Annotated in this window: 26 protein-coding genes; 11 read left to right on the forward strand and 15 right to left on the reverse strand. The window is 71.5% G+C overall.

Features of this window, described 5'->3' with window-relative positions:
• Positions 1–184 precede the first annotated feature (184 nt).
• From pdxH to AB0J55_RS36095, 3 genes are all read left to right on the forward strand, one after another.
• A complete protein-coding gene (pdxH, locus tag AB0J55_RS36085; RefSeq protein ID WP_364259139.1) occupies positions 185–862 on the forward strand; it encodes a pyridoxamine 5'-phosphate oxidase in 678 nt (225 codons plus the stop codon).
• A gap of 65 nt (positions 863–927) precedes the next feature.
• Positions 928–2,214, forward strand: a complete 1,287-nt coding sequence (locus AB0J55_RS36090) for an MFS transporter (RefSeq protein WP_364259142.1) — start codon at positions 928–930, stop codon at positions 2,212–2,214.
• Between the two features lie 23 nt (positions 2,215–2,237).
• Entirely contained in the window at positions 2,238–2,783 is a 546-nt protein-coding gene (locus AB0J55_RS36095) for a DUF3558 family protein (protein WP_364259145.1), read from the forward strand.
• 34 nt (positions 2,784–2,817) lie between these two features.
• On the opposite strand, the gene AB0J55_RS36100 is transcribed toward AB0J55_RS36095, so the two are convergent.
• Genes AB0J55_RS36100 through AB0J55_RS36110 form a run of 3 tightly spaced genes read right to left on the reverse strand, consistent with a single transcriptional unit; the run spans position 2,818 to position 5,110 of the window.
• Complete coding sequence (locus AB0J55_RS36100; RefSeq protein ID WP_364259148.1) at positions 2,818–3,642, reverse strand: MBL fold metallo-hydrolase; 825 nt, start codon at positions 3,640–3,642, stop codon at positions 2,818–2,820.
• Positions 3,643–3,662: 20 nt separating this feature from the next.
• The gene (locus AB0J55_RS36105; RefSeq protein WP_364259151.1) at positions 3,663–4,532 is read right to left on the reverse strand and encodes an MBL fold metallo-hydrolase; all 870 of its coding nucleotides are present in this window, start codon (positions 4,530–4,532) and stop codon (positions 3,663–3,665) included.
• Positions 4,532–5,110, reverse strand: coding sequence for a TetR/AcrR family transcriptional regulator (locus AB0J55_RS36110; RefSeq protein WP_364259154.1), 579 nt, complete (start codon positions 5,108–5,110; stop codon positions 4,532–4,534). Before AB0J55_RS36110 ends, AB0J55_RS36105 begins: the two co-directional genes overlap by 1 nt.
• A 65-nt stretch (positions 5,111–5,175) precedes the next feature.
• On the opposite strand from AB0J55_RS36110, the gene AB0J55_RS36115 reads away from it, so the two are divergent.
• The 3 genes from AB0J55_RS36115 to AB0J55_RS36125 are packed head-to-tail and all read left to right on the forward strand — an operon-like array spanning position 5,176 to position 7,780.
• A complete protein-coding gene (locus AB0J55_RS36115; protein ID WP_364259157.1) occupies positions 5,176–6,081 on the forward strand; it encodes an aldose 1-epimerase family protein in 906 nt (301 codons plus the stop codon).
• A complete protein-coding gene (locus AB0J55_RS36120) occupies positions 6,048–6,542 on the forward strand; it encodes a GNAT family N-acetyltransferase (protein ID WP_364259160.1) in 495 nt (164 codons plus the stop codon). Before AB0J55_RS36115 ends, AB0J55_RS36120 begins: the two co-directional genes overlap by 34 nt.
• Positions 6,543–6,562: 20 nt before the next feature.
• Complete coding sequence (locus AB0J55_RS36125; protein ID WP_364259163.1) at positions 6,563–7,780, forward strand: amidohydrolase; 1,218 nt, start codon at positions 6,563–6,565, stop codon at positions 7,778–7,780.
• Positions 7,781–7,828: 48 nt separating this feature from the next.
• On the opposite strand, the gene AB0J55_RS36130 is transcribed toward AB0J55_RS36125, so the two are convergent.
• The 3 genes from AB0J55_RS36130 to AB0J55_RS36140 all read right to left on the reverse strand — a co-directional run bounded on the left by AB0J55_RS36130 (position 7,829) and on the right by AB0J55_RS36140 (position 10,278).
• On the reverse strand, positions 7,829–8,434 hold the full coding sequence (locus tag AB0J55_RS36130; RefSeq protein WP_364259165.1) for a Uma2 family endonuclease: 606 nt from the start codon (positions 8,432–8,434) through the stop codon (positions 7,829–7,831).
• Between the two features lie 112 nt (positions 8,435–8,546).
• A complete protein-coding gene (locus AB0J55_RS36135) occupies positions 8,547–9,092 on the reverse strand; it encodes a Uma2 family endonuclease (protein WP_364259168.1) in 546 nt (181 codons plus the stop codon).
• 49 nt (positions 9,093–9,141) lie between these two features.
• Positions 9,142–10,278, reverse strand: a complete 1,137-nt coding sequence (locus AB0J55_RS36140) for an acyl-CoA dehydrogenase family protein (protein ID WP_364259171.1) — start codon at positions 10,276–10,278, stop codon at positions 9,142–9,144.
• A 101-nt stretch (positions 10,279–10,379) separates the two neighbouring features.
• Between AB0J55_RS36140 and AB0J55_RS36145 the strand changes: the two genes are divergently transcribed.
• The 4 genes from AB0J55_RS36145 to AB0J55_RS36160 all read left to right on the forward strand — a co-directional run bounded on the left by AB0J55_RS36145 (position 10,380) and on the right by AB0J55_RS36160 (position 14,866).
• Complete coding sequence (locus AB0J55_RS36145) at positions 10,380–10,961, forward strand: TetR/AcrR family transcriptional regulator (RefSeq protein WP_364259173.1); 582 nt, start codon at positions 10,380–10,382, stop codon at positions 10,959–10,961.
• A gap of 41 nt (positions 10,962–11,002) precedes the next feature.
• Positions 11,003–11,944 carry a carbohydrate kinase gene (locus AB0J55_RS36150; RefSeq protein WP_364259176.1) on the forward strand — a complete coding sequence of 314 codons (942 nt, stop codon included), beginning with the start codon at positions 11,003–11,005 and terminating at the stop codon, positions 11,942–11,944.
• Positions 11,945–12,142: 198 nt separating this feature from the next.
• Complete coding sequence (locus AB0J55_RS36155) at positions 12,143–13,456, forward strand: citrate synthase (RefSeq protein ID WP_364259179.1); 1,314 nt, start codon at positions 12,143–12,145, stop codon at positions 13,454–13,456.
• A gap of 60 nt (positions 13,457–13,516) precedes the next feature.
• On the forward strand, positions 13,517–14,866 hold the full coding sequence (locus AB0J55_RS36160; RefSeq protein ID WP_364259182.1) for a deoxyribodipyrimidine photo-lyase: 1,350 nt from the start codon (positions 13,517–13,519) through the stop codon (positions 14,864–14,866).
• Here AB0J55_RS36160 and AB0J55_RS36165 read toward each other — a convergent pair.
• Genes AB0J55_RS36165 through AB0J55_RS36195 form a run of 7 tightly spaced genes read right to left on the reverse strand, consistent with a single transcriptional unit; the run spans position 14,853 to position 20,415 of the window.
• A complete protein-coding gene (locus AB0J55_RS36165) occupies positions 14,853–15,338 on the reverse strand; it encodes a GNAT family N-acetyltransferase (protein WP_364259185.1) in 486 nt (161 codons plus the stop codon). The genes AB0J55_RS36160 and AB0J55_RS36165 overlap by 14 nt on opposite strands.
• Positions 15,331–16,521, reverse strand: coding sequence for an ABC transporter permease (locus tag AB0J55_RS36170; protein WP_364259188.1), 1,191 nt, complete (start codon positions 16,519–16,521; stop codon positions 15,331–15,333). Before AB0J55_RS36170 ends, AB0J55_RS36165 begins: the two co-directional genes overlap by 8 nt.
• Complete coding sequence (locus AB0J55_RS36175) at positions 16,518–17,447, reverse strand: ATP-binding cassette domain-containing protein (RefSeq protein ID WP_364259191.1); 930 nt, start codon at positions 17,445–17,447, stop codon at positions 16,518–16,520. The genes AB0J55_RS36170 and AB0J55_RS36175 overlap by 4 nt, the downstream gene beginning before the upstream one ends.
• A complete protein-coding gene (locus tag AB0J55_RS36180) occupies positions 17,440–17,988 on the reverse strand; it encodes a hypothetical protein (RefSeq protein ID WP_364259194.1) in 549 nt (182 codons plus the stop codon). Before AB0J55_RS36180 ends, AB0J55_RS36175 begins: the two co-directional genes overlap by 8 nt.
• Positions 17,985–18,254 carry a helix-turn-helix transcriptional regulator gene (locus AB0J55_RS36185; RefSeq protein ID WP_364259197.1) on the reverse strand — a complete coding sequence of 90 codons (270 nt, stop codon included), beginning with the start codon at positions 18,252–18,254 and terminating at the stop codon, positions 17,985–17,987. The genes AB0J55_RS36180 and AB0J55_RS36185 overlap by 4 nt, the downstream gene beginning before the upstream one ends.
• Before the next feature lie 59 nt (positions 18,255–18,313).
• Positions 18,314–19,855, reverse strand: coding sequence for a glycerol-3-phosphate dehydrogenase/oxidase (locus tag AB0J55_RS36190; protein ID WP_364259199.1), 1,542 nt, complete (start codon positions 19,853–19,855; stop codon positions 18,314–18,316).
• Positions 19,852–20,415 (reverse strand): helix-turn-helix domain-containing protein, encoded by a 564-nt coding sequence (locus AB0J55_RS36195; RefSeq protein WP_364259563.1) that lies wholly within the window; start codon positions 20,413–20,415, stop codon positions 19,852–19,854. The genes AB0J55_RS36190 and AB0J55_RS36195 overlap by 4 nt, the downstream gene beginning before the upstream one ends.
• Positions 20,416–20,713: 298 nt before the next feature.
• Between AB0J55_RS36195 and AB0J55_RS36200 the strand changes: the two genes are divergently transcribed.
• Positions 20,714–22,132, forward strand: coding sequence for an FAD-binding oxidoreductase (locus tag AB0J55_RS36200; RefSeq protein WP_364259566.1), 1,419 nt, complete (start codon positions 20,714–20,716; stop codon positions 22,130–22,132).
• On the opposite strand, the gene AB0J55_RS36205 is transcribed toward AB0J55_RS36200, so the two are convergent.
• Positions 22,110–22,664 carry a gamma-glutamylcyclotransferase family protein gene (locus AB0J55_RS36205; RefSeq protein WP_364259202.1) on the reverse strand — a complete coding sequence of 185 codons (555 nt, stop codon included), beginning with the start codon at positions 22,662–22,664 and terminating at the stop codon, positions 22,110–22,112. The genes AB0J55_RS36200 and AB0J55_RS36205 overlap by 23 nt on opposite strands.
• A gap of 65 nt (positions 22,665–22,729) precedes the next feature.
• The gene (locus AB0J55_RS36210) at positions 22,730–23,827 is read right to left on the reverse strand and encodes an S-(hydroxymethyl)mycothiol dehydrogenase (protein ID WP_364259205.1); all 1,098 of its coding nucleotides are present in this window, start codon (positions 23,825–23,827) and stop codon (positions 22,730–22,732) included.
• Positions 23,828–23,842: the final 15 nt, after the last annotated feature.

The following is a 23,842-nucleotide window of genomic DNA, read 5'->3' on the forward strand; positions in this document are numbered from 1 at the left end:
CCTGTATCGATCCTGGTCCGGCGGGTAACGCAGGGGTTACGGCTTGTTGTCCTGCAGTTACGGCTGGATGGCGAAAAGGGGTGTCGGGTGTCACCGTTAGGTGGGTTCCGCTGCCGGTCCCGAAGCCCTAACGTGCCTAGAGCCGAAGTCGACTGATGCCCCGACCGGGCGTGGAGGTTTGGCGATGATGCCGGAGATCGAGGACCAGGTGGAAGACGCCGTAGTACGCCTTCCCGGAATGCGCGTGGCCTACGACGGTGCCGCGTTCGACGAATCCGCGCTCGCCGCCACCTGGACCGATCAGCTGCAGGGCTGGCTGAACCAGGCGGTCGCGGCGGGCATCGCGGAGCCGAACGCGATGGTGCTCGCGACGGCGGACGCCGAAGGCCGGCCGTCGTCCCGCACGGTGTTGTGCAAGGGCCTCGACGACCGCGGCGTGGTGTTCTACACGAACTACACGTCGTCGAAGAGCCATGACCTGACGGCGACCCGGTACGCCTCGGTCACCTTCCCCTGGTACGCGCTGCACCGTCAGGTCCACGTCCGCGGCGAGGTCGAGAAGGTCGGCGTCAAGGAGACGGCGGAGTACTGGGCCCAGCGCCCCCGCGGGTCGCAGCTCGGGGCGTGGGCGTCGCCGCAGTCCCGGGTGGTCGACGGCCGCCGGGCGCTGGACAACGCGCTGCACGGGATCGAGCGCCGGTTCGCGGACGTCGAGCGGATCCCGGCCCCGCCGCACTGGGGTGGCTGGCGGATCCGGCCGGACCTGGTCGAATTCTGGCAGGGCCGCGAGGACCGGATGCACGACCGGCTGCGGTACGTGCGCGACGACGACGGCTGGCACATCGAGCGCGTCGCGCCTTGAGCCGGGCTGGCGGGCGAGGTAAATCACCTGCGCGGTGATAGTTAGCCCCGCTAAGCTCATCTGTCGTGACTGGTGAACCGGGGACCTTGCCGCCCCGCTCGGGCCTCCGCAAGCTCCTCGGCCGCATCGTCGTCGACACCCGGCCGCTGAAGATCGCTGCCTTCCGGCGGCTGTGGCTGTCCACTGTGGTCACCGCCGTCGGGACGCAGCTGACCGCCGTCGCCGTGCCCAAGCAGGTCTTCGACCTTACGGGGTCGTCGGCCTACGTCGGGCTCACCGGGCTCGTCGCGCTCGTCCCGCTGCTGATCTTCGGGCTGTGGGGCGGCGCGGTCGCCGACGCCGTCGACCGGCGGAAGCTGCTGTTCGTCACCAACGTCGGCGTCGCCATCACCTCCGCGCTGCTCTGGCTGCAGGCCTTCGCGAACTTCGGCTCGGTGTGGCTGGTCCTCGGCCTGCTCGCCGTCAACCAGGCGTTCTTCGCGATCAACATGCCGACGCGCGGCGCCGTCGTCGCCCGGCTCGTGCCCGCCGAACTGCTGCCGTCCGCGAACGCCCTCAACACCACCATGTCCACCTTCGGCGCCGTCTTCGGGCCGCTGCTCGCCGGCGCGCTGATTCCCGTCCTCGGGCTCTCCACCCTCTACCTGATCGACGTCGTCGCCCTGACGATCACGCTGTTCGCCGTCTGGCGGCTGCCGTCGATCCCGCCGCTGAACGGCCCCTCGCGCCGCGCCGGTGTCCGCGACGTCGTCGACGGCTTCCGGTACCTCTCCGGGCAGAAGGTCCTGCTGGCCTCCTTCGTCGTCGACATCATCGCGATGGTCTTCGGCATGCCGCGGGCGCTGATCCCGGAGATGGCCGAGCGGACGTTCGGCGACCCGCCCGGCGGCGGCCCCGCGCTCGGCTGGCTCTACGCCGCCCTGCCACTGGGCGCGATGCTGATCGGGCTCTTCTCCGGCTGGCTGACGCGTATCCACCGACAGGGCGTCGCGGTCGTCGTGTCGATCTGCGGGTGGGGCGCGGCGGTCGCCGCATTCGGGCTCGCGCACTCGCTGTGGCTCGCTGTCGTCTTCATGGCGCTGGCGGGCGCTGCGGACATGGTCAGCGCGGTCTACCGGATGGCGATCCTGCAGGTCGCGACGACCGACGAGATGCGCGGCCGGCTCCAGGGCGTGTTCACGGTGGTGGTCGCCGGCGGCCCGCGGATCGCCGACCTGACCCACGGCTGGGGTGCGGCCGCGTTCGGCACGACGGCGGCGGCGACCGGCGGCGGGCTGCTGGTGATCGTGCTGGTGTGCGCGTCGATGTTCCTGCTCCCGGCGTTCTGGCGGTACCGGGCCCCCACGGCGTGATCGATCCGGGCTAGGGTGCGGACATGCGCACCCTAGTCGTCGCTTTTGTCGCTTTTGCCGCGTTGACTGCTTGCTCTTCGGGAGAGAAACCGGCGCCGTCGTCGTCCGCCGCTCCGAAGCCCGCCCCGAGCACGAACGCCGCCGCGGCGGCCCTCGACCCGTGCCGGCTGCTGCCCGCCGAAGCCGTGTCGAAGGCGCTGTTCCTCGACAACCTCAAGGCGGTGCCGGGCCCGGTCCAGAACAGCGCGGCCAACGGCGGCAAGGCCCGCAGCTGCGAGTACCAGCACGACGGCAAGGCCGCGGGCGCGCTGGCGGTGACCCGCTACGAGGGCAAGCAGGGCAAGCCGGCCGAGATGCTGGCGTCGATCAAGAAGGCGAAGCCGGGCGCGAAGGACGTCCCGGGCTTCCCGGACGGCGCGGTGTACTACGTCGACGAGCAGAAGACGGCGACCCTCGCCTCGGCCGAGCTGGTGTCGGGCACGCCGGTGCTGATCAACTACACCGGCCCGGCGAAGCTGACGGCGGAGCAGATCGCCCCGCTGGTCAAGCAGGCCCTCGCGGCGAGCTGATCAGGTCCGGCCGGCGAGCCGTCGCTCCCCGCCGTCACCGGCGCAGGGCGGCGAACTCGATCGGGCTGTGCGCGGAAAACACCGTGACCTCGTCCTGGTGCGCCCGCGCCAGCTCGTGCAGGCGCGCCAGGTTCTCCAGCCTCGGCCCGCGCAGGGTCTGGACGATGTTCTGGAACGCCGTCAGGCCCGGTGGGCAGTGCGGCGCCACCGGGTCCAGCTGGCCGTGGAAGAAGTACGCGTCGCCGGCGTGCAGGAGCCAGCCGTGGCCCGTGTCGATCGCCACGCCCGTGTGGCCGCGCGTGTGGCCCGTCAACGGGACCAGCAGGATCTCCTCCGGCAGGCCCTTCAGCGACCGGACCGCCTCGAACCCGAACCACGGCTCGCCGGTCTCGTCGTACGTGCTCCACAGGGGGCGGTGCGCGAACTGCGCCGCGCGGTAGCGGTTCTTCTCCGCCGCGTTCGCCGGGGCCGTCGCCGCCCGGTGCTCGTCGGCGCGGACGTGCACCACCGCGTTCGGGAAGTCCGCCAGGCCGCCCGCGTGGTCGACGTCCAGGTGCGTCGCCACGATGTGCCGGACGTCGGCCGGGTCGAGGCCGAGCGCCTTGATCTGCGCCACCGCCGTCTCGGCCGCCTCGACGCGGGCGCCGACCAGCGCCATGAACGGGCGGCCCAGCCACTCGCCGGGGTGCGTCACGCCGCGGGTGCCGAATCCCGTGTCGACCAGCACCAGGCTGTCGCCGGTCTCGATCAGCAGGCAGTGGGCGACCAGCTCCGCCCGCCGCAGCAGGCCGGGGCGGCCGTCGAGGAACTTGCCGCCCGCCGGCCGCATCGTCCCGCAGTTCAGGTGGTGCACCTTCATACGCTGCTCCTGCTCGTTTTTCAGGGGGCCGGGTGACGAAGCCCCCGGCCCGGGGCGAGGCCCCGGTTGTCACCAGCGCTCAGCCGGAGGAACTCGGTCTCGTCGTGCGCGGCGAAGACAGTCACCTCGCCGCCGCGCTCCTGAACAAGCTGGCGCAGGCGGCGGTGGTTGTCCAGTCTGGCGCGCTTCACCGTCTCCATACGGCCCTCGAACCACTTCAGCCCGGGCGGGCAGTGCGGGGCGGCCGCGACCTGGCCGTGGAAGAAGAACGAGTCCCCGGCGTTGAGCAGCCAGCCGTGGCCGGTGTCGACGGCGATCCCGGCGTGGCCGCGGGTGTGCCCGGACAGCGGGACCAGCAGGATCTCCGGCGGCAGTCCGTCGAGCTCCCGGACGGCGTCGAAGCCGAACCACGGCTCGCCGGTGTCCGCATAGGACGTCCACTGTGGACCATGGGCGAACTGGATCCGGCGGTACCGGCCGCGTTCGTCGGCGCGCGGTTCGGTGAACGCCCGCAGCTCCTCGGCGTAGACGTGCACCCGCGCCCACGGGAAGTCGATCAGGCCGCCGGCGTGGTCCAGGTCGAGGTGGGTCAGCACGATGTCGCGGACGTCCGCCGGGTCGAAGCCGAGGGCGCGGACCTGGGCGATCGCGGTCTGCGCGGGGTCGGCGACCGGATTGGACCGGCGGACGAACCCCGCGCCCAGCCAGGCGTTCCGGTCGACCGCGGCGGGTGTGCCCATGCCGGTTTCGACGAGCACCAGACCCGTGCCGGTCTCCAGCAGCAGGCAGTGGCAGACCATGGTGGCGCGCCGGAACAGCCCCGGCCGTCCGTCGATCAGCCGGCCGCCGAGCGGGCGCATGGTGCCGCAGTTCAGGTGGTGGACGCGCATCAGGAGAACTCCCGGTCGAGGGTCGTGTGCAGGTGGGTGGCGACGGCGCGCAGCGGCGCCAGGTCACGGCGGGTGCGGGCCAGCAGCAGCCCGCCTTCGATCGCGGCGAGCACGATCGTCGCGAGCTCGTCGGCGCGGGCGGCGGAAAGTCCTTGTGTGGCAAAGTATTCAGCGAGGACGCCGTGCCACGACGCGTATCCGTCGACGCAGGCTTCCCGGATGGGCTCGCTCGCCGCGGCGGCGTCCAATGCGACCGTCGCGAGTGGACACCCGCGCTGGAAGTCCGATTCGGTCAGGAAGCCCGCGAGCGCGTCGACGGCCCGGTCGATCGCCGTCGCGGGATCGGGGGCGTCGGCCAGGATGGCTTCGAGCAGGGCGCCGGTGCGCTCGCTCGACAGCCGGACGGCTTCGGCGGCGAGCTGCTCCTTGCCGCCGGGGAAGTGGAAGTAGAGCGACCCCTTCGGCGCGCCACCGGCCGTCGTCAGCTGGGTGAGGCCGGTGGCGTGGTAGCCCTGCGTCTGGAACAGGTCGGCGGCGGTGTCGAGCATCCGCTGCCGCGTGTCGGTGCGGCGAACCATGCCGGAACCGTAGCGCAAACTATGACGACCGGTCTAGTTAGTTCGAGGCTCGGTAAGGTCGTGCCATGGGCAACCCGACCGGTCAGCAGTTCGAGATCACCCGCGGCAACGCGCGCGCCGTCGTCACCGAAATCGGTGCCGGCCTGCGCGCGTTCGAAGTCGGCGGCGTGCCGTACGTCGAGGAATTCCCCGAAGACGCGAAGCCGCCGATGGGCGCCGGGCAGATCCTGCTGCCCTGGCCGAACCGCACCAAGGGCGGCCAGTGGAAGTTTCAGGGGGAGACCCAGCAGCTGGAGATCACCGAGGAGGCGCGCGGCAACGCCATCCACGGCCTGACCCGCCACCTCGAGTGGGAGCTGATCGAGCACGCCGAGTCGTCGATCACCCTGGCCGTCGACGTGGAGGTGCAGCCGGGCTGGCCGGTGCCGCTGCGCGCGAGCGTCACCTACGAGGTCGCCCCGCGGGAGCTGATCGTCACCCACGAGATCCGCAACGAAGGCGAGCAGCCGATCGGCGTCGGCGTCGGCACGCACCCGTACTTCCGGCTCGGCGACGTCCCGACCGACGAGGTGACCCTCACGCTGCCGGCGAGCCGCGTCCGCCCGTCGTTGCCCGGCGAGCAGATGCCCTACGCCGAGGAGCAGGACGTCGACGGCACGGAGTACGACTTCCGTGGCGGGCGGCTCCTGGCCGGTGTCAACCTGGACACCGCATTCGGCGGGCTGGCCGCCGCCGAGGACGGCCGGCACCACATCGTCCTGGCCCACGGCGAGCAGCAGCTGCTGGTCTGGACCGGCCCGGACTTCCGCTGGGCGCAGGTGTTCACCCCGGACGACCTGGTCGGCCGCGGCCGGGCGGTCGCGATCGAGCCGATGACCTGCCCGGCCGACGCGCTCAACACGGGCACCGACCTGATCGAGCTGGAGCCGGCGTCGTCGTGGTCGGGCAGCTGGGGCATCCGGGTCCCGTGACACCCCTTCGCCTGAGCGTCGCCGACGCGGGCGAAGTGCTGACGCTGCAACGCGCCGCGTACGTCACCGAGGCGCGGGCGCACGGCGACCTCGACCTGCCGCCGCTGCTGGAGACCCTGGACGAGACGCGGGCGGCCCTGTCCGGCCTGTCCTGGGGCATCCGGGAGGCAGGCCGCCTGGTGGCGTCGGTGCGGCTGACGGTGTCGGGGCACGTCGGCGTGATCGGCCGCCTGGTCGTGGCGCCGGACCGGCAGGGAGCCGGGCTGGGCGGCGGGCTGCTGCGGTTCACGGAGTCGGCGGCGCCGGCGGAGGTGACGCTGTTCCGGCTGTTCACGGGCTCGAAGAGCGACGGGCCGCTGCACCTCTACGCCAAGCACGGGTACCGGGAGACGCACCGGACACCCGAGCACGACCACGAACTGGTGCACTTGGAGAAGGCCCGCGTGCACGCGCCCGGGTGAGTTCGTTAGCGTGGCGAACTATGGCGAAGGCAATTGTCGGGGGCTATGTCGTCCCCATCGACGGTGATCCCATCGAGGGCGGCACGGTCCTGATCGACGGCGGCCGGATCGTCGCGGTCGGCACCGAGGCCGACGTCGACATCCCGGAGGACGCCGAACTGGTCGACGCGGCCGGCACCTGGGTGCTGCCCGGCTTCATCGACGCCCACGCCCACCTCGGCGTCCACGAGGACGGCGAGGGCTGGGCCGGCAACGACACGAACGAGATGACCGACCCGAACGGTGCCCGCTTCCGCGCCGTCGACGGCATCGACCCGTACGAGCCCGGCTTCGACGACGCGCTGGCGGGCGGCGTCACGAGCGTCGTCATCAAGCCCGGCTCGGGCAACCCGATCGGCGGCCAGACGATCGGCGTCAAGACGTGGGGCCGCAGCATCCTGGACATGACGTTCGCCGAGCACGTCAGCGTGAAGAGCGCGCTCGGGGAGAACCCGAAGCGCGTGTACGGGGACAAGAAGCAGACGCCGTCGACGCGGCTGGGGGTCGCGGCGATCCTGCGCGAGGCGTTCACCAAGGCCCGCAACTACCAGGCCAAGCGTGCGCACGCGGAGTCCGAGGGCAAGCCGCACGAGGTGGACCTGACGCTGGAGACGCTGTCGAAGGTCCTCGACGGCGAGCTGTACTGGGACCAGCACGTCCACCGCGCGGACGACATCGTGACGGCGATCCGGCTGGCCGACGAGTTCGGCTACAAGCTGGTGATCAACCACGGCACCGAGGGCCACCTGATCGCGGACCTGCTGGCTGCCCGGGACGTCCCGGTGATCCTCGGGCCGCTGTTCACGACGAAGTCGAAGGTCGAGCTGCGCAACCGCACACTGCGGTCGGCGGGCATCCTGGCGCGGGCCGGGGTGAAGATCGCGATCACGACGGACCACCCGGTGATCCCGATCAACTTCCTGGTGTACCAGGCGGCCCTGGCGGTGAAGGACGGCCTCGACCCCGCGACGGCCCTGCGTTCCCTGACGATCAACCCGGCGTCGATGCTGGGCCTGGACGGGCAGATCGGGTCGCTTGCGCCGGGACTGGACGCGGACGTGGTGCTGTGGAGCGGCGACCCGCTGGACGTGATGAACCGGGCGCTGCGCGTGTTCGTGCGGGGTGACGAGGTGTACCACTTCGACGAGTCACTGGGCGAGGGCGTGTCGAAGGACCGCCGGTACCGGGAGACCCGCTGAGTTTCGGGCGGCACGCCGGTAACCGGGCGGTTCCGGCGTGCTGCCCGATCAGCCGAGAAGCGCGTCGAGGTCGAGCTTCACCGGGAACGGGACGTCGGTGGTGAAGGTGCCGGTGACCGCAGGGGCGTCCATGTAGCCGAACTCGCCGGCTTGGTGGCACGCGACCAGCGAGATGGGCCCGCTGGTGTCGATGATCCAATAATGCGGGATTCCTGCGTCGGCGTACTCGTCGTGCTTGACCTGGTAGTCGGTGCGCTTCGAGCCAGGCGAAACTATTTCGACTACCACGACCACCTCATCGGCGCGATACATGTCGTCTTCCTGATCCACGCGAGCACTCGCCTCGCGGTACGTGATCAGCAGGTCGGGACGGCGCGAGAACCCGGGTTCACCGCGGGGGGCCAAACCGAGGTTCACGTCGATGTCCGGCGTGAAGTCGAGGTCCGGTGGCAACTGCGATTCGAGCTGCCGCCCCAGCAGGTATGCGGCCTTGTTGTGCTTCCGGCTGGGACTGGGGGACATCACGACGCGGCCTTCCACGAGTTCGGTGAAACCTGTATCGGTCTCACCGAGCGCCGCGTACTCCTCGATCGTCAGCAGGTGATCGGGGATTTCCCACCGGCTGGCCGGCTTCGGCTGGGGCACTGCACTCACAGCCTCTCCTCACGTCCCCGGGATTGTCTCACGGCTCAGGTACAACCATCAGTAACGCTATCTGTACCGAGCGTGTGACACCTTGCCTCGAACCGGCGAACCCGAGCACGGCTCACGGGACCAAGGCATCCAGGTCGAGCTTCACCGGAAACGGCACGTCAGCCACGAAGGTCCCCCTGACCGCCGGCGCGTCCGCATAACCCGAGCCGTTGGCCTGGCACGCAATCAGCGAGACCGGCCCCGTGATGTCCACGATCCAGTAGTGCGGGATCCCCGCGTCCGCATACTCGTCGTGCTTCACCTGGTAGTCGGTGCGCCGGGAGTCCGCGGCCACCACCTCGGCGACCACGAGCACCTCGTCGGCCCGGAACAAGCCGTCGCCGCGGGCGATTGCGGCGCGGCCGACGATCAGCAAGTCCGGGCGGCGGGCGAAGCCGGGTTCGCCGCGCGGGGCGAGGCACAGGTCCAGGTCGTTGCGGACGACGAACGCCAGCCCGCGTGGCAGCTGCCGCTCGAGCTGCCCGGCCAGCAGGCACACGGCCACGTCGTGCCTCCGGCCGGAGCCGGGCGACGTCACCAGGCGGCCTTCCATCAGCTCCGTGAACCCGGTGCCGTCGAGCGCCGCGTACTCCTCGATGCTCAGCAGATGACCGGGCATGGTTCCACGGTATCCGTCGCGGGCGTGGGACAGCCTTCGCTCGATCGGGTCAGGCTTTCTTGAGCTCCCGCGCGATGACCACCCGCTGGATCTGGTTCGTCCCCTCGAAGATCTGCGGCACCTTCGCCTCCCGCATGTACCGCTCCACCGGGAAGTCCCGCGTGTACCCCGCGCCGCCCAGGACCTGGACCGCGTCCGTCGTCACCTTCATCGCGCCGTCCGTCGCCACCAGCTTGGCGATCGACGCCTGCCGCTGGAACGGCATCCCGCGGTCGCGCCGCCGGGCCGCGTCCAGGTAACAGGCTCGCGAGGACTCCACCACCGCCGCCATGTCGGCCAGCAGGAACTCGACGCCCTGGAAGTCCGCGATCGGGCGGCCGAACTGCGTCCGGCCCTTCGCGTACGCCACCGCCTCGTCCAGCGCCGCCTGCGCCAGGCCCACCGCGCACGCCGCGATCCCGAGCCGGCCCGAGCTCAAGGACGCCAACGCGATCCGGAGCCCCGCACCCGGGGCGCCCAGGAGCCGCGACGCAGGCACCCGGGCGTTGTCGAAGATCATCTGGGCGGTCGGGGACCCGGTGAGCCCCATCTTCCGTTCGCGCGGGGCCGCCGAGAGGCCTTCGGTCGCCGCCGGGACCAGCAGGGTCGAGATCTCCGCGTCACCGGTGCGGACCATCGTCGTGTAGAAGTCCGCCACCCCCGCGTGCGTGATCCACGCCTTCGTGCCGTTGACGACGTAGTCCGAGCCGTCCAGCCGCGCGCGGGCCGAGAGCGCCGCCGCGTCCGAGCCCGCCTGCGTCTCCGACAGCGCGTACGCGCCCAGGAGCGAGCCTTCGAGCATGTCCGGCAGCCACTGGTCGCGCTGCTCGTCGGTGCCGTACTCCGACAGCGCGTAGCAGGACATCGTGTGCACCGACAGCCCGACGCCGACCGTCATCCACGCCGTCGCGATCTCCTCCAGGACCTGCAGGTAGACCTCGTACGGCACCGCGCCGCCGCCCCAGCGCTCGGCGTACGGCAGGCCCAGCAGGCCGGACTTGCCCAGCAGGCGGAACTGCTCGCGCGGGAACTGCTCGGCTTCCTCCGCCGCTGCCGCTCGCGGGGCGAGTTCGTCGCGCGCGATTTCCCGGGCCAGGGCGACCAGGTCCTCGGCGTCCGAGTCGGGCAGCAGGCGTTCGGCGGGCATCGTTGTCCTCCAAAGCGGTACTGAGAACAGTACTGTGGGCCGGTTCAGAGTACAGTACGACGGGACTGGGGTGGCCGGAAGACGTAGGAGATAGTGAGCCGATGCGCCCCGAACCCCGCCGCCGGCCGACCGCTCGCCAGCGCGCCCTGCTCGCCGACCTCGAGGCGCTCTTCCTGGCCGAAGGCTTCGCGGACTTCACCCTCGACGACCTCGCCGGCCGCCTCCGCTGCTCGAAGTCGACGCTCTACGCGCTCGCGCCCAGCAAGGAGCAGCTCGCCGTCAAGGTCGTCACCCAGTTCTTCCGGGGCGCCGCCGAACGGATCGAGGAGCGCATCGCCGGCATCGACGACGCCCGCAAGCTCATCGCCGAGTACCTGGCCGGCGTCTCCGAGCACCTCAACCGGGCGTCCGCTGCCTTCATGCGCGACCTCGCCGGGTTCGCGCCCACGCGGGACGCCTACCAGCTCAACAGCCGGTTCGCCGCGAAACGGCTCCGGCAGTTCATCGACAAGGGTGTCGCCGACGGCGTCTTCCGGGACGTCCACGCCCGGCTCGTCGCCGAGATGACCGGGCTGATCATCGAGGGCATCCAGACCGGGGTGCTCGGCGGGCGGACCGACGTCTCCGACGCCGAAGCGTTCACCGCTCTGGGGGAGCTGCTGCTCGGGGGTCTCGACAAATAGCGGACAGGAATTGTCAGCCCGGGGTCAATTAAACTGCCCGCGTGATCGTCGTAGGCGGAGAAGCTCTGGTCGACCTGGTTCCCGGCGACCCCCTGGATTCCACTGTGGACGGTGGGCTGCGCGCGCTGCTGCCGCGCCTCGGCGGCGGACCGTACAACGTCGCGCTGGCCGCCGGCCGGCTCGGCGTGCCGGCCGCGTTCCTCTCGCGGGTGTCCACCGACCGCTTCGGCGAAGCGCTGGTCGACCGGCTGCACGCCTCCGCCGTCGACACGTCGCTGCTGCAGCGCGGCGGCGAACCGACGACGCTCGCCGTCGTGGCGCTCGACGCGAAGGGCGCCGCGCGCTACACGTTCTACGTCGAAGGCACCGCCGATCGGCTTGTCGAAGACCCCGGTCCGCTGCCGGAGAACGTGACCGCGCTCTCACTCGGCACGCTCGGCCTGGTCCTCGAGCCGGGCGCCTCCGCGTACGAGGCGATGTTGCGGCGCGAGGCGGCCCGCGGCGTCCTGACCGCCCTCGACCCGAACATCCGCGAGGCGCTGATCACCGACCCGGCCGCCTACCGGGCGCGGTTCGCGTCCTGGCTGCCGGACGTCCGGCTGCTGAAGATCTCCGACGACGACGCCGCGTGGCTCACCGGCGGCGCCGACCCGGTGGCCGCGGCGAAGACGTGGGTCGAGTCCGGTGTGGACGCCGTGGTGCTCACCCGGGGCGCCGACGGGCTCTCCGTGATCACCGCCGCAGGTGAGCTGGCCCACGTGCCGTCGCGAAAAGTCGCCGTCGTGGACACCATCGGCGCGGGCGACACCGTCCAGGGGGCGCTGCTGGCGTGGCTGCACACCCACGAGGCCGCCGACCTGGCCTCCCTCGACGCGGACGCGTGGCGAGAGGCGCTGGCTTACGCGGCGAAAGCGGCGTCGATCACGGTGTCCCGCAGCGGCGCGGAGCCGCCGACTTCGGCGGATCTGGCGGCCACCGTGTGAACCTGGTCCCAAAGGGGGCCCCAGGAGCAACGTCACCGCTGCGCGAAAGCGGGTTTCTCGACTAGCGTGGTGGGGCATTCTTCATACCCCAGCGGGGCGGTGTGCAGCGAGGCGCCAGTGTTTCCTCGCGTGAACACGTGGCTACCTGTGGAACCTACAGGCGCCGCCGGCCCGTGCCCGAACGTGAGAGGGACTTGCATGTCCGACGCGACGACTGCGGGGCAGTCCGGCGGAACCGCGAAGCTGACCCTGCCGAATGGCGAGCACGAGTTCAAGATCGTGCACCCGGTCGAGGGCGCGCCGGGGATCGAACTGGGGAAGCTGCTGGCGCAGACGGGGTACATCACCTACGACCCCGGTTTCGTCAACACCGGCGCCGCGTCGTCCGCCATCGCCTACATCGACGGTGACGCCGGCATCCTCCGCTACCGCGGCTACCCGATCGAGCAGCTGGCCCAGAAGTCGACCTTCATCGAGGTCTCCTACCTGCTGATCTACGGCGAGCTGCCGACCCAGGCCCAGCTGGCCGACTTCACCGAGAAGATCCAGCGGCACACCCTGCTGCACGAGGACCTGAAGGCGTTCTTCAGCGGCTTCCCGCGCGACGCTCACCCGATGCCGGTCCTGTCGAGCGCGGTGTCGGCGCTGTCGACCTTCTACCAGGACTCGCTCAACCCGTTCGACGAGCCGAACGTGGAGCTGTCGACCGTCCGCCTGCTGGCGAAGCTGCCGACGCTGGCGGCCTACGCCTACAAGAAGTCGGTCGGCCAGCCGCTGCTGTACCCGGACAACTCCCTGGGCCTGGTGGAGAACTTCCTCCGGATGACCTTCGGTTTCCCCGCGGAGCCGTACGAGGTCGACCCCGAGGCCGCCAAGGCGCTCGACCTGCTGTTCATCCTGCACGCCGACCACGAGCAGAACTGCTCGACCTCGACCGTGCGCCTGGTCGGCTCCTCCGAGGCGAACCTGTTCGCGTCGATCTCGGCCGGCATCAACGCCCTGTTCGGCCCGCTGCACGGCGGCGCGAACTCCGCGGTGCTGGACATGCTCGAGGGCATCCAGCGCGACGGCGGCGACGTCGCCAAGTTCGTCGAGCGGGTGAAGAACAAGGAAAAGGGCGTGAAGCTGATGGGCTTCGGGCACCGGGTCTACAAGAACTACGACCCGCGCGCGAAGATCATCAAGAGCACGGCCGACGAGATCCTCGGCAAGCTGAAGGGCGGCGACCAGCTGCTCGACATCGCGAAGAAGCTCGAGGAGACCGCGCTTTCCGACGAGTACTTCATCGAGCGGAAGCTGTACCCGAACGTGGACTTCTACACCGGCCTGATCTACCGGGCGCTGGGCTTCCCGACGAAGTTCTTCACGGTGCTGTTCGCGCTGGGCCGGCTCCCGGGCTGGATCGCGCACTGGCGCGAGATGATCAACGACCCGGCCACCAAGATCGGCCGCCCGCGGCAGATCTACACCGGCCACGCGTCGCGGGACTACACCCCGATCACCGAACGCTGATCGCTTTCCGTAAGCGCCCCGCCGTGCACCTGCGCGGCGGGGCGCTTATCGTTGTGCGCCGTGACTCGTGAAGCGCCCGTCGTCCTGTGGTTCCGCCGTGACCTGCGGCTCGGCGACCACGCCGCGCTGCTCGAGGCGTCGAAGCACAGCAAGCACGTGCTCGCGTTGTACGTCCTCGACGAGCACCTGCTGGCGCCCGGCGGTGCCCCGCGGACGGCGTTCCTCTACGGCTGCCTGGAGAAGCTGAACGAGCAGCTCGGCGGCCGGCTGATGCTGGTGCGCGGCGAACCGGCGGTGGAAGTGGTCCGCGCGGCCCGCGCGATCGGCGCCGCGGCGGTGCACGTCAGCGCCGACACCGGGCCCTACGGCCGTCGGCGGGATGCGTCGGTGGCGAAGGCGTTGGGGGAGCACAACATCGGCTGGGTCGAGACGGGGTCGCCGTACGCCGTGACACCGGGGCGCGTCACCAAGCCGGACGGCGAGCCGTACCAGGTCTTCACGCCGTTCTTCCGCGCCTGGACCGCCCACGGGTGGCATTCGCCCGCCGACACCGGACCGTCCCTTGTGGACTGGGTCGAGCCGCCGAAGTCGCTGGGAATCCCGCGCCCACCCCAGGTTTCCGCGACCCTGCCCGAGCCGGGTGAGCAGGCCGCGCTGGACGTCTGGCACGCGTTCCTCGCCGACGGCATCGAAACCTACGACGCCGACCGCGACCGGCCGGACCGGGACGGGACCACGCGCCTTTCGCCGTACCTGCGCTGGGGGAACATCCACCCGCGGACCATCCTGGCCGACCTTTCCGGCGACGACCGCGCGGGCGCGAAGTCGCTGCGCAGCGAGATCTGCTGGCGCGAGTTCCACGCCGACGTCCTGTGGCACCGCCCGGAAACGGCCCGCCGGAACTACGACAAGCGCTTCGACGCGATGAAGCACGACGACGACCGCGAGGCGTTCGAGCGGTGGTGCGCCGGCCGGACGGGCTACCCGATCGTGGACGCCGGGATGCGGCAGCTGCTGGCGGAGGGCTGGATGCACAACCGGGTCCGGATGGTCGTCGCGAGCTTCCTGGTGAAGGACCTGCACCTGCCGTGGTGGCTGGGCGCCCGCCACTTCATGCGGCACCTGGTGGACGGCGACCTGGCATCGAACCAGCTGAACTGGCAGTGGGTGGCGGGCTGCGGCACCGACGCGGCCCCGTACTTCCGCATCTTCAACCCGACGACCCAGGGCGAGAAGTTCGACCCGGACGGCGACTACGTGCGCAAGTACGTGCCGGAGCTGCGATCGGTGCCGGGGAAGGCGGTCCACAAGCTGAAGGACCGGCCGGCGGGGTATCCGGAGCCGATGGTCGACCACGCCCACGAGCGGCAGGTTTCGCTGGAGCGGTACGGGAAGATCACGTCCCGCTGATCGCGCGGACGCGCCAGACGACGGCGAGTGCGGGGTCGCCGGTGGCGCTCGGCTCGATCCGTTCGACGGTGAAGCCTTCGCGCTCGTAGAAGGCGCCGGCTCGTTCGTTGGCCGCGAAGTGCTCGATGTACAGCCGTCCGGCGTCGGCGGGCAGCTGCGCGGTCAAGGCGTCGAGCAACCGTGGGCCGAGCCCGCGGCCGCGCTGCCCGGGGTGCACGTAGAGCTTGTAGACCACGTGGTCGGGACCGTTGCGGCCGCGTTGCCCGACGCCCACGAGCTCGCCCTCCTCGGCGACGACCACCAGCCCGCCCCGCACGGCTGCCGAAAGGTGCGTCTCGTTCCACCAGTCGCGGACCTGCGCGTCCGCCGCGGCCGCGCCGATCAGCGGGGCGTAGTGCGCCCGGACGTGCACCTCCCCGAACCGGCGGATCGCCGCCACGTCGGCTGCTACGGCCGGCCGGACCTCAGCCACGCAACGCCTCCGACAGCTTGATCCGGCTGCCGATCCGCAGCACGCTGTTGCCGTAGATCTTCCCGCCCAGCCACGTCAGCAGCGCGACCGACGCCACCGTCAGCGCCAGCGACAGCCCGATCTCCCAGCCCGCCGCCGCGCCCGTCGAAATGCGGGCCGGCATCAGGATCGGGGACAGCAGCGGGATCAGGGACACGATCCTCGTCGCCGAGCCCGCGGGGTTCTGGACCAGCAGGTTGAACCCCGCGATGAACCCGACCACCAGGATGATGTTGAGCGGCCCGACCACCGACTGGGTGTCCTCCTGACGCGACACCAGCGATCCCAACGCGCCGTAGATCGTGGCGTACAACAGGAATCCGAGCAGGTACCAGAGCAGGCCCCACAGCACCGCGCCCGTCGCGAAGCCCGACAGGGTGAACACGCCGGTCACCGCGGCCGCGCCCAGGCCGACCACCGCGAGGATCACCAGCTGGGTCAGGCCGACCAGGCCGAGGCCGATCACCTTGCCCAGCAACAGCTGCCACGGCCGCACGCTGGCGAGGAGGATCTCCACCACCCGGCTCGACTTCTCCTCGACGACGCCCTGGGCGACCATCATCCCGTAGGTGATGATGCTCATGTACAGCAGGAACGCCACGACCAGGCCGACGACCAGCCGCTGGGTGTGGTCCGCGGGCTGCGGCGAGAGGGCGTCGTCCTGCACGTGGGTGGCGTTGACCCTGGCCATCACCTCGGCCGGTTCGAGCTGCGCCGACGACAGGACGCCGTCGAGCACCTGCTGCTGCGCGACCTGGTCGAGCACGTGGCGGAGCTGGTCGTCCAAAGAGGACTTGTAGGTGGCGGTCAGCTGGGCCGCGCTGCCCGAGACGAGCGCGTCGAAGTCGCCGTTTTCGACCTTCTGCCTGCCCTCCGCGCCGTCGGTGACGACGACGGTGGTGATCTCGCGGCCCGCCAGCGCCGCCTCGGTCTGCAGCTGCCGGGCGATCCCGATGGCCTGGCCGGTCAGCCCGACGGTGCTCTTGTCCGACGAACCGGCCAGCGCCGTCTGGAAGACGACGTAACCCAGCAGCAGCACCAAGAGCACCGCGGTGCCGACCACGAACGACCGCGTGCGCAGCCGCGTGTTCAGTTCGCGCTTCATCACGAGCCAGACCGCCCGGCGGCCACTCAGCGTCCTCATCGCGGTTCCTCCCCTGGGGACCCGGCGCCGTCGGAGACGGCGTCGCGGAAGAGCTCGGTCAGCGAGCGGCGACGGCGGCTGAACTCGGTGACCGGCCCGGTCGCCAGCGCCGCGGCGAGCACGGCCTGGTCGTCCGCGCTCGGTTCGAGGTCGAGCACGGTGGTGGTGCCCTGCTGCTCCAGCACCCGCACGCCGGCCAGTCCCGCGGCCCAGCCGGGCTGGGCGGCCGGCGCCGTGACGACCAGCTTGCTGCGCGCGCCGGCGGTCAGCTCGGCGACCGTGCCGACGGCGACCATCCGGCCGCCGCGGATGATCCCGACCCGGTCGCACAGCCGCTCGACGAGGTCGAGCTGGTGGCTGGAGAACACCACCGGCACCCCCGCCGCGGCCTTCTCCCGCAGGACCCCGCTCATCACGTCGACGGCGAGCGGGTCGAGACCGGAAAACGGCTCGTCGAGCACGAGCACCGCGGGGTCGTGCACCAGCGCGGCGGCCAGCTGGACGCGCTGCTGGTTGCCCAGCGACAGCTTCTGCACTTCGTCCTTGCGACGCCCGGCCAGCCCGAGCCGGCTGATCCAGTTCTCCGCGTTGCGGTGGGCTTCGCCGGCGCTCAGCCCGTGCAGCTCCGCCAGGTAGACGAGCTGGTCGAGCACCTTCATCTTCGGGTACAGCCCGCGTTCCTCCGGCATGTAGCCGATGTGGGTGCGGGTCTCGTGCGTGACCGGCCGGCCGCCGAACCGGACCTCACCGCCGTCGGCGGCCAGCACACCCAGCGCGATCCGCATGGTGGTGGTCTTGCCGGCGCCGTTGCTGCCGACGAAGCCGAACAGCTCGCCGGCGCGGACGTCGAACGAGACGCCGTCCAGCGCGACCTTGGCGCCGTAGCGCTTGGAGATCCGGTCGATCTCCAGTGTCCCCTCAGGCATGCCCCATCCCCTCTTCGAAATCCTCGGGGTCGTCGTCCGGCAGCGCCCAGCCCAGCACGATGGACGGGATGGTGGTGCCGGTGACCAGCAGCGCGGACAGCATCATCGCGCCGCGCAGGCCGCCTTCTTCGGTGTGGGCGACGACGATGCCGTAGATCATCGCGACGATCATCAGGTAACTCAGGATCTGGAAGGCGACGTAGGTGACGCGGTGGCGCCACTCGCGCTCGCGTTCGTCGAGCAGCCGCGAGAAGCCGCCGCTCATCCGGCCGGTGAGGATCCGCAGCAGCACGAACGTGCCGCCGCCGACCACCACGCTGCCCACCCAGAGCACGCTGAACAACCAGTCGCCGTGCGCGGTGAAAACGGCCGCGCCGGCGATCAGCCCGAGGTCGGCGAGCCCCAGGATCGCGGCGAGGGCACGGCGGCGCCGCCGGGTGCGCCAGCCGGGCATCCGCTTGGCGTGCCGCAGCTCCCGTGCGTCCATCTTGTCCAGCTGGCGTTCCCAGTAGGCCGCGAGCCGGCCGGCCGGTTCGGTCATGTTCCCCCCTCGCGGTAGACCTGGGTGGACAGCGGCGTGAACGGCTCACGGCCGAACACGGCTTCGACCGGCAGGCCGAAGACGGCGCAGATCCGGAACGCCAGGTCCAGGCTCGGATAGTGGTCGCCCCGCTCTAGCGCGCCGATGGTCTGCGGGTTGACCTCGACGGCGTTGGCGAGCGCGGCCCTGCTCATCCCGCGTTCGGCGCGAAGCACGGGAAGCCGGTTGTAGATCGGCAGCTCTTTGCCGCGTCTGACCGGACTCATGCGCCATACTGTTGCAAAAACCCAACGGGACGTCAAATCAAGAGAACATCAAGCGCCGGCTATGCGAGGAGACCGGCCAGCGACTTGTCGACAAGTTCCGCCACCCGCGCCGCCGCGGCCTCGGCGTCCGCCGGGACCAACGCCAGCCGCGTCCGGCGTTCCAGGACGTCCTCGACATCCAGCGCACCCTCGTTCCGGACCGCCCACACGACTTCGGCCGCCGTGATCTCCGTACCCGGCCCGACGGGAGCCGCGAACTCCGCGTCCAGCTCGCCCAGCGCCGCCACCCGCGGTGCTTCCGTGCCGTACCGGCCCACCAGCCGCGGCGAGGCGTCCACAAGGGACAGCTCCGGTCGCGGAGCCGCGCCCAGCAACGGCAACCGTGCCGTCCGGCACGGCGCGGCCCGGAGCCCGGCCAGGCGGACCGCCGCGTCGACCGCGTCCTCGGCCATCCGCCGGTACGTCGTGAGCTTCCCGCCGACCACCGTCAGCAGCCCGTCCGAGCCCGCCAGGACCGCATGCTTGCGGGACAGGTCCGCCGACCGGCCACCGCCCTCCACCAGCGGACGCAAGCCCGCGTACGAACCGGCGACGTCCGCCCGGGTCAGCGGCCGGGCGAGCACCGACGAAGCCAGCGACAGCAGGAAGTCCACATCGGACTCGGGAACCGTGGGTACCGGCGGGATCGGGCCGGACACCGGCTCGTCCGTCAGTCCCAGGTAGACCCGGCAGTCCGGCTGGGGGAGCAGGAACACGAACCGGTTGGTCTCCCCGGGCACGCCGATGTTCACCGACGTCGTCCCCATCGGGACCGTCCCCGGCGCCAGCACCAGGTGCGACCCGAGCGACGGCCGCAGCCGGACCGCACCCGTCAGCGTCCCCGCCCACACGCCCGTCGCGTTGATCACCTGACGCGCGTGGATGTCCACCGTGGAGCCGGAAAGGCCGTCCACGGCCGTGACCCGGTCCGCGGACACCGAAGAAGCCGAAAGCCGCGTGAGGATCCGGGCGCCGAACGACGCCGCCGTCCGCGCGAGGGTGACCACCAGCCGGGCGTCGTCGACCAAGGCGCCGTCGTAGGCCAGCAATCCGCCGCGCAAGCCGCCAGGGGCCAGGCCCGGCGCCAGCGCCAGCGCCTCGGCGGCCGGGATCGAGCGCGGCCGCGGCAGGACGGACGACGGCGTGCGCGCCGCCCGCCGAAGCACGTCGCCCGCCCGCAGGCCGGCCGCGACCATGCGCTCCTGGAGCCGGGAAGTGCCGGGGTACAACGGAAACAGCTGTGGCATCGCGCGGGTCAGGTGCGGTGCGGTGCGCGTCATCAGGATCCCGCGCTCCACCGCGCTCTCGTGCGCCAGCCCGAGTTCGCCGTGGGCCAGGTACCGCAGGCCGCCGTGCACCAGCTTCGACGACCAGCGCGACGTCCCGAACGCGAGGTCGTGCGCCTCCACCAGCGCCACCGACAGGCCCCGCGAAGCCGCGTCCAGCGCGATGCCCGCGCCGGTGACCCCGCCGCCGACCACGACGACGTCGACCCGCTCGCCCGCCGCCAGCTCCGCGAGCTCGCGTTCGCGGCGCCGCGCGTTGAGCGAGCCGGACGTCATGGCTTGAGCGCCGCGTCGAGCACGTGGGTGAACTCCGCCATCAGCGCCGCCTCGGGCAGGTCCGCCGTGGCCGGCCGCAGCGAGAACGCGAACGACTGCACCACCAGCAGCACCGACCGGGACTGGACGGCGACCGGCGCCCGCCGGATCGAACCGTCCTGGTGCCCGGCCTCCAGCAGCTGGTGCAACGCCTGTTCGGCGAACTTCTGCGTCGCGCCGAGCCGCTCCACGATGTACGGGAGGACGAGCTCGGGGTCGACGTCGAGCAGGGTGCGGAACAGCGGATCGGTCGACAGCGCCCGCACGCCGGCCGCCGCGATCAGCACGAGCCGGTCGCGGCTGTGCGCGGCGTCGGCGCCGCGTTCGCTCGCCGTGCGCAGCAGCCCGCTGAACTCACGGGTCATCAGCGCCGCGAGCACGCTGCGGACGTCGGGGAACCGGCGGTAGACCGTCATCCGGCTGACGCGCGCGGTGCGGGCGATTTCGGCGAGTGTGGTGCGGCGCACACCGACGGCCAGCACGCACGAGCGAGCGGCGTCGAGCAGCACGTCATCGGCCACGCGCGTCGCCGTCTGGCGGTTGCGGGTGTCCGCGAGCGCCGAGGAACCCGCGGTCTGGGTGGTGTGACGTTTCACGTCCATATGTCACACTGTAGTCGTGAACCCGCTCATTGACCACCGCCTCCGCCGGTCTTGGACCGAGGACGCCGCCGGCGCCGCCCCGCTGCCCGCGCGGGCGGCCAAGTGGCTCGACCAGCGTATCGGTCCGGTCGCCCCCGCCGCCGCTCCAGCGCGGGAAATGCCGGTGGAAATACCGTCACCGAAACTCGCGAAGTCTGCAGAGGACGCGCTGGCGAAGGTGGTCGGCGCGGAGAACGTGCTGGTGGACGCCCCGGCGCGGCTCGCGCGGGCGACCGGGCTGTCCTACCTCGACCTCCTGCGGCGCCGGGTGGCCTCGGCGGAGTTCCCGGTGCCGGACGCGGTGGTGCTCCCGGCCGATCCCGACGAGGTCCAGGCGGTCCTCGACGTCTGCGTCCGGCACGACGTCGGTGTGGTGCCGTTCGGCGGCGGGACGTCCGTGGTCGGCGGGGTCGCGGCGCTGCGCGGCGAGAAGCCGTCGGTGATCGCGCTGGACCTCGTCCGGCTCGACGCGCTCGTGTCGGTGGACGCCGAGTCGCGCATCGCCGTGCTGCAGGCGGGGGTCCGCGGGCCCGCGGCGGAGGAGCTCCTCGCCGCGCACGGCCTGACCCTGGGGCACGTGCCGCAGTCGTTCGAGCGCGCCACGATCGGCGGCTTCGCGGCGACGCGCTCGGCGGGCCAGGCGTCTTCGGGGTACGGGCGCTTCGAGGACATGGTGACCGGCGTGCGGCTGGCCACCCCGCGCGGTCCGTGGAAGCTCGGCGTCGCGCCGGCGTCGGCGGCCGGGCCGGACCTGCGCCAGCTCGCCGTCGGCAGCGAGGGAACCCTCGGCGTCATCACGGAAGTCGCGCTGCGGGTGCGGCCGGCGCCGCAGGTCCGGCGGTACGAGGGGTACGCGCTGCCGGGCTGGACGGCCGGCGCCGAAGCGGTGCGGGACCTCGCGCAGCACCACGCGCTCGCCGACGTCACCCGGCTGTCCGATGTGGACGAGACCGAGGTGTCCCTGGCGCTGAACGCGGGCCTGAAGACGGCGGCGCTGCGCCGTTACCTGGCCGCGCGGGGCGTACGACGGCCGTGTTTCCTCATCGTCGGCTGGGAAGGCACCGCGCACGACGTGGCGCGGCGCCGCCGTGAGACGACGCGGCGGCTGAAGGCGGCGGGGGCCGTGCGCGTCGGCAAGGCGCTCGGTGAATCGTGGCGGCACGGCCGGTTCGCCGGCCCCCGGCAGCGGGACGTCCTGCTGGACATGGGAGTCTGCGTCGAGACGCTCGAAACGGCGGCCTACTGGTCCAATGTGGACGAGCTGCGTGACGACGTCCGCGCGGCCTTGACCGCCGCGCTGGGCCGTTCGATCGTCATGTGCCACATCTCCCACGCGTACGAAACGGGTGCGTCGCTCTACTTCACGGTGCTGACGGCCCGGGACTCCGGTGATCCGGTCGGCCAGTGGCAGCGGGCGAAGGCGGCGGCGTCCGAGGCGATCGCCGGGCTGGGCACGATCTCGCACCACCACGCCGTCGGCGTCGACCACGCGCCCTACCTGAGCGCGGAAATCGGCTCGCTGGGGGTGGAGGTGCTGCGGGCGGCCAAGTCCGCGGTGGACCCGACCGGGATCCTCAACCCGGGTAAGCTGGTGTGACGACTTCGCACGGCACGCCGTGGCCCTCGGCGGCGACGCCTTCGAGCTTCGCCGCCTCGGCCTGCGGGACGTCGGCGGTGCGCACCGGGACGCCGTCGACCAGCAGCGGGTAGCGGATCGGCGCGGCGCCGACGTAGGTGTGGACCTCGGTCAGCCGGGTGCCGTCTTCGAGCGTGATGTCGGGGTCGGTGAGCCGGGCCAGGTGGTAGCGGGTGCCGCGGCCTTCGCAGCGGTCCAGGACCGCGAGCTGGTCCGGCGTCACGAACCAGATGGCGTGGTCCTCGGCGCCCGGCAGTGCGGTGAGGGTGGCCGGGCGCTGGTCGTCGACCACGCGGAAGCCGGCGGCCCACACCGCGGCGAGCCCGGCGCAGCGCGCGTGCGCCACGACGACCGGGCCTTCGAGGCCCAGCCGCGCCCGCAGCCAGGTGATCTTCGTCGGGTTGGCGTTCGAGCCGTAGGCCAGCACGGCCAGCCGGTCGCGCCAGCCGGCGGGGGCGGTGTCGAGCGGGTGCCCGACGCCGTCGACGTGCACGAACGAGTAACCCGGCCGGGTGCCCGGATAGGGCTCCGCCGGGTACTCGTCGTCGGTGAAGAGGGTCAGAACGTCACCACGCTGCGCAGGACGTCACCGTGGTGCATGCGCTCGAAGGCCTGCTCGACGCCGTCGACGCCGATCCGCTCGGTGACGAACTTGTCGAGCGGCAGCCGGCCCTGCAGGTAGAGGTCGACGAGCATCGGGAAGTCCCGGCTCGGCAGGCAGTCGCCGTACCACGACGACTTCAGCGAGCCGCCGCGCGAGAAGAAGTCGATCAGCGGCAGGTCGTCCAGCCGCATCTCCGGCGTCGGGACGCCGACCAGCACGACGGTGCCGGCCAGGTCGCGCCCGTAGAACGCCTGCCGCCAGGTCTCGGGCCGGCCGACGGCGTCGATCACGACGTCGGGGCCGAATCCGCTGGTGGCCTCCTGCATGGCCTCGACGACCTGCGCCTCGGACAGGCCCTTGCTGTTGACGGTGTGCGTCGCGCCGAAGTCCTTCGCCCAGGTGAGCTTCCGGTCGTCCATGTCGATGGCGACGATCGTGGTCGCCCCGGCGAGCTTCGCCCCGGCGATGGCGGCGTCCCCGACGCCACCGCACCCGATGACGGCGACCGAGTCCCCGCGCGTGACGGCGCCGGTGTTGATGGCCGCGCCGAGCCCGGCCATGACACCGCAGCCGAGCAGCCCGGCCACGGCGGGTTCGGCTTCCCGGTCGACCTTTGTGCACTGTCCGCTGTGGACAAGAGTCTTTTCGAGGAAGGCCCCGATGCCGAGCGCGGGCGACAGCTTGGTGCCGTCCTGGAGCGTCATCGGCTGGGCGGCGTTGAAGGTCGAGAAGCAGTACCACGGCTTGCCGCGCTTGCAGGCCCGGCAGGTGCCGCAGACCGCGCGCCAGTTCAGGATGACGTAGTCACCGGGCTCGAGGTCGGTGACGCCTTCGCCGACGGCCTCGACGACCCCCGCGGCCTCGTGGCCGAGCAGGAACGGGAAGTCGTCGTTGATCCCGCCTTCGCGGTAGTGCAGATCGGTGTGGCAGACCCCGCAGGCCTGCACGTTCACGACGGCCTCACCGGGACCGGGATCGGGCACGAGGACGGTCTCCAGCGAGACGGGCTCGCCCTTACCTCGCGAAACGACCCCCTGCACCTCGTACGGCATGCGAATCCACCTTCC

This window comes from Amycolatopsis sp. NPDC049688 (assembly GCF_040674975.1).
In the GTDB taxonomy this organism is placed as follows: Bacteria; Actinomycetota; Actinomycetes; order Mycobacteriales; family Pseudonocardiaceae; genus Amycolatopsis.